At 53.7% G+C, this 4,731-nt stretch carries 4 protein-coding genes; 1 reads left to right on the top strand and 3 read right to left on the bottom strand.

Features of this window, described 5'->3' with window-relative positions; translation table 11 throughout:
* Both ACWVCN_RS10865 and ACWVCN_RS10860 read right to left on the bottom strand, forming a co-directional pair.
* Positions 1 to 317: NADH-quinone oxidoreductase subunit A (locus tag ACWVCN_RS10865; RefSeq protein ID WP_455245708.1), on the bottom strand; the 317-nt coding region annotated here is incomplete at its 3' end.
* Positions 318 to 330: 13 nt separating this feature from the next.
* Positions 331 to 1,506 (bottom strand): class I SAM-dependent methyltransferase, encoded by a 1,176-nt coding sequence (locus ACWVCN_RS10860; RefSeq protein ID WP_455245706.1) that lies wholly within the window; start codon positions 1,504 to 1,506, stop codon positions 331 to 333.
* 1,910 nt (positions 1,507 to 3,416) lie between these two features.
* Here ACWVCN_RS10860 and ACWVCN_RS10855 point away from each other — a divergent pair.
* Entirely contained in the window at positions 3,417 to 3,650 is a 234-nt protein-coding gene (locus tag ACWVCN_RS10855; RefSeq protein ID WP_455245705.1) for a PEP-CTERM sorting domain-containing protein, read from the top strand.
* 1,028 nt (positions 3,651 to 4,678) lie between these two features.
* Here the strand turns inward: ACWVCN_RS10855 and ACWVCN_RS10850 are convergent.
* A partial coding sequence (locus tag ACWVCN_RS10850) for an SEC-C metal-binding domain-containing protein (protein WP_455245710.1) occupies positions 4,679 to 4,731 on the bottom strand: 53 nt, incomplete at its 5' end.

Here is a 4,731-nt window from a genome sequence, read left to right as displayed (position 1 = left end):
TTCCTCATCTTCTCATCATTTTCCACCAGACCCAGGAGGCCGAGCGATTGAAAGCGCACCGCCCAGGGAATGATAAAGATCACTTCAATATCGAAGATCACGAAGAGCATCGCGATGATGTAGTACCGCATCGGGAACTGAATGCGGGCATCGGAAAACAGCGGGCTACCGCTCTCATAGGGATTCAGTTTGGCGCGGTAAGGCCGGTTTGGCCTTACGAGCCAGCCGGCAAGCAGCGAGACCGCGCCGAAGACGATGGCGATGCCGATAAAAAGGAGAATCGGCAGATAATTCAGCGGTGCAGCTTCGTTCCCCATGGCACCTCGTCGGCTATGCCGCAGTCGGTTGAGTCAAGGCTGACCCGAAAAACGGTTTGAAGGCCAAACCGTCGAGTTCCGGCCGTTCTATTCCTTTGTGCTGAACCAAGATCTTGAAGGTGCGGCCCATGCCTTCGGGTTTCAGGAGATGGATGGCCGCAAAGAATTGCGGGCTTTCCGGTTCGAGGCGGCCGATCATCTCTTCGACACCCAGCCCCATCAAGAAACTCATCTGATTCGTGAAGCCTGTAACGGATAATCCAGCGTCCTCTCCCGTCATCGCCAAGCTGGTGAAGTCGACATGTGCCGTCATATCTTGAAGTCCGACCCGTTCATACGGATTTTCTGAGGTCATCTGGGAGTGGTAACAGAGCAAGGTTCCGCCGGAGCGATCAGCGCCATAGAGATCTTGAGCCGCATGGCCATAGTCGATCGTGATGACGACACCTCGGTTGAGGCTCGCCGCCACCTGCTTCATCCATCCGAGGGCCTTGAGATTGATTTCCGTCCGATAGCCATCGGGCAATTCCAGCCTGAGCCGTTGGATGTACTCGGACAACGCCGGCTGTGACAACGGGCCAAGACATTCCACAAACTGTCCATCTCGAAAGTCCACGAAGACTTCCTGAAATTCTTTCCCCACCACCTGAATGCGATGGACCGGGAAGGCATCAGGCAGTTCGTTGCTGAACATGAAACCGGTCACACTTTCCGGCGCAAGGCTCGCCACATCCTCCAACCAGGTGATTTGCCCCGGATGGGTGAGCCAAGGTCTGAGCTGTTCCTCCTGTAACTTCCGCATGGCCGGGCTGCGTTCGATCAATACGTAGCGAAGCCGGTGACGGAGAGCACTCTGGTGGCGCTCGATTGCGGTGAAGAAATCGCGGGCCAAGAGGCCCTTCCCCGGACCCATTTCAACCACGGTAAAGGGACCAGGACAGCCGAGGAGCCTGTCAACCTGCTTCGCCTGTTTTGCCAGCGCCTCCCCGAGAATGGGATGGACGTCGGAACTGGTGTAGAAGTCGCCGGACCAGCCGATCCGTTCCGCCCCGGATTCCTGCAGGCGCATGTAGTAGCCGTATTGAGGGTGATAGAGGGCCAATTCCATAAAACGGACGAAGGGAATGGGGCCCGAAGAAGCGATCTCGGACGCAATGACAGCAACGAGTTCAGGATGCCCGGTGCTCACAAGGACTCCGTAAATGCCTCAAAAAATTGAAAAAGTGACACCAAGAACCAATGGGTAGACTCTACCCATCCGCTTTAGGGCCAAAAGTGGCGTAGAGTAGCCTTGGGGGCGGTGCTAAGTCAAGGCAGAATCAGGGGGAATGGCAGCGCGCGGTTCGTTTTCAGCGAGCCGTGATGGCTTGGCAGAACGGTAACCAGAAGTGCCGACAGGTCGCTCACAAGGCGCTGCCATTCCGCCTCTTAGGGAGTGGGGAGATGAAGGAGCATGTGGTACCCGAGCCTTCGCGATTCGCAAGAACGAGAACCAGCGAGCTCCTCCCAAGGAGGGGGCAATGGGAGGGAGGATGCAGCGAGCCCTGCCAATTGGCGGAAGGGCCCCGAGTTACCGGTAGGTCGAGAATCGGCGCGGATTCCGCTCTGCACCCACTTCTCGAAGAGACAGCAATAGCGGAGAAACCGATGAAACCATGTGTGGCATGATAAGTTAGCCAAAATTCCTAATGATCCTATAGTTCATGTTCTCTAGGGAGCTGGAATGAGTCCTGCGAATCCGTGCAGACTTTGTGGAAGTGAATCCACGCTACGACAAAGCCACATTCTGCCAGCTTTCGCCATTCGCTGGTTACGTGAAAGCTCTGGCGGTGGACATATCAGGCGGGGCTCATCTCCCAATGTGCGGATACAGGACGGGCTCAAGCTTTACTGGCTCTGTAATTCCTGCGAGGAGCGCTTTGGTCAGTCGGAGACAGCTTTTTCAAAAAAGATATTCTATCCCTGTACAAATCGACAGCAGTGGCGATTTAATTACGAACAGTGGCTCCTACATTTCTGTGTCTCACTCTCCTGGCGAGTTCTGGAATACTATCGGACCGAAACGACAATCTTGGAACAATACACCCCTGAAGAGGTCGAGCGAATTGATCGAGCAAGAACCGCCTGGAAAGAATTCCTTCTCGGACAGCGGCCCCACCCAGGGAGTTATCGTCAGCACCTAATCCCTTTTGAGGAGATCGCCTCCTTCACGTTTCCTTCAAGCGAAGTCTCACCAGCCATTAATCGTTATCTGATGCGCGTGGTTGATATGGACCTTGCACGAGGCAAGACAACGATGTTTGCGTACTCTAAGTTGGGGCGATTCATCATTATCGGCTTCATCCGAGAAGAACATCCTAACAGGTGGCAAGGATCACAGGTTCGTGCCAAAGTGGGGACCATTGAGCCTGGGAACAATTCATTGCCAATTCAGTTCCTTCGGTACCTCAACGAACGAGCGGACACAATTAGACAACTTGTAGACAACTTGCGTCGAAGATAAGTCCCTCACAATTGGACAAAATCGACAAGGCGTTCCGTGACAATGCAGAACATTTTGTCAGCAGCGATCAGTTCCAAGCGCTGGAGAACGATGTACGGCCTTTCGGCATGGCTGCATTCGAGGGTACTGGTTCGGTTGAGGATTAAGGGTCGTGATCGACAAAAAAGCTGTCCGAGAATCTGCTGCCTGCACTTTTGCGCACTCTTTCCTCAATAAGAAGTGCTGTGCGATTCATTCGGCGATTGCGGCAATTCGGGCACCGTACTTCGTCTCCCCCCTGAAGCAGGCTCTTTAACAGAGGAGAGTCAATTTACGCATGGCATTCCCCAGCCAACAGTTTCACAGGGATAGGTGTCTTTTCGCACCGTATGCGGTGTGCGGACTCGCTCGTTTCGACTTGCTCGCTCCACAGGTAAATGAGTTGTAGGACCAAATGAAGGGGAGTTCAACTTTCAGTTTTTAAAGAGACTTTTACGCTTTCAAGGAATTTTTCATTGGCCTTCTGGATGCCGTCGGCAAATGTGGAAAGCAACTTGCTGCTTTAGTGTAATGATGTGTTGCGTCACCATTCGGGAGCGAACTAGAGGAGTAGAGGTATGAATTTCGTCCGGTTAACCGCATTGGCGTTTATCCTCGCCGTACCTGGGTTATCCTATGGCATGGGATTCAATCCCTTCAGCCATAGCTCCGATAACCACGGACCACCTCCCACGAGCGGGCCTGTTCAAAAGACAACGGTGATCAACAGCGTTCCGCTACCGGGAACGGCATTGGCCTTCGGTCTGGGATTCCTGGGGTTAGCGGCCTGGCGGCGGTATCGGCAGCAATAAGCTGAACTCCGCGACTCAGTCTTACGGCTAAATCGTGTCCTGTCTTGTTAGGGTAACGGCTGCTCGCAATTGACGACCAGTCAAGAGCATCTCCAGCATGAAGAGTGTTCGCTCATGTATCTGTTCAAGCCAGTGATCGAGCTAGTAACCGAGGCCTCCAAACTTCGTTTTCTCTTTAGATGAGGTGTCCCTATTGCAATTCTTCGGAGTGTGCCCGTGTGGGGCGACACGGCTTGCACGATTTCTTTCTCCGTTTGATAGGCAAGTATCCTTGGCAGTGCAGGAAATGCAAGGCTCGGTTTTATTTACGTCGGCGAGTACCCGGCTAACGATGCAGCCACACTGCCACGAAATCCTTAACAATCCAATACGCGATCAGTATAGGCTCGGCTGTACTGAAAACAGGGATACCTACTCCTCGTCTGTTACCACGCTGCTGCCAGGACAGGACAAGCTAGTCCCCATCTCGCCCCATGTCGGCGGAGCCCTCAGTTGTGGTGTCTTGTGGGGTTATATTGTCTGTGTTTGGGTCAGGGGTAATTCCTAAACCGCAGGTCGGATCGGAAAGAAACTGCGGCGATTGCGACAGATCTTCTCCTCTGCCCTATCAGGCGCATTAGTCTTTATGTTGCGAATCGGAGAGGCTCGGGCATCTTCTTCACCGCACAACCAGTCATCCCTGTGCCATGTGCGCGACCTGCTGAACAAATCGGGCACCATTCTGGCGAACGGCTGCGGTTCTTCCTTTGACTTCATCCATCCCTTTAGCTTGGCTGGAAGGGATGTGAATTGAGGCGTTCGCTCTTCACACTTACCTATGAGGGACGCTGCGCCATCTCGCGACCATTGCGGCAATTCGGGCACCGTTCTATCGAGCGACTGCGGCTTGCCATAGGCAAGTGGCGTCGATGTCCGACGTTCCGTTTGTGCATTGCAAAGAACGGAACTAGTTTCGACGCTAAGCAGTCGTGAGATGTAGAATGGTCGAATTGGCGTGTGGGGAGAGAGGCGGGCGCAGCGATCCTAGTTCACGCCCCATGACATTTCTTGTATTTCTTGCCCGAACCGCAGGGGCAGGGAT

Source organism: Petrachloros mirabilis (assembly GCF_975968855.1).
This window is presented reverse-complemented; position numbering and strand designations above follow the sequence as displayed.

Excerpts from the sequence above, each read along its gene's own strand:
- ACWVCN_RS10855 (WP_455245705.1), top strand. The coding sequence starts at position 3,417 with ATGAATTTCGTCCGGTTAACCGCATTGGCGTTTATCCTCGCCGTACCT.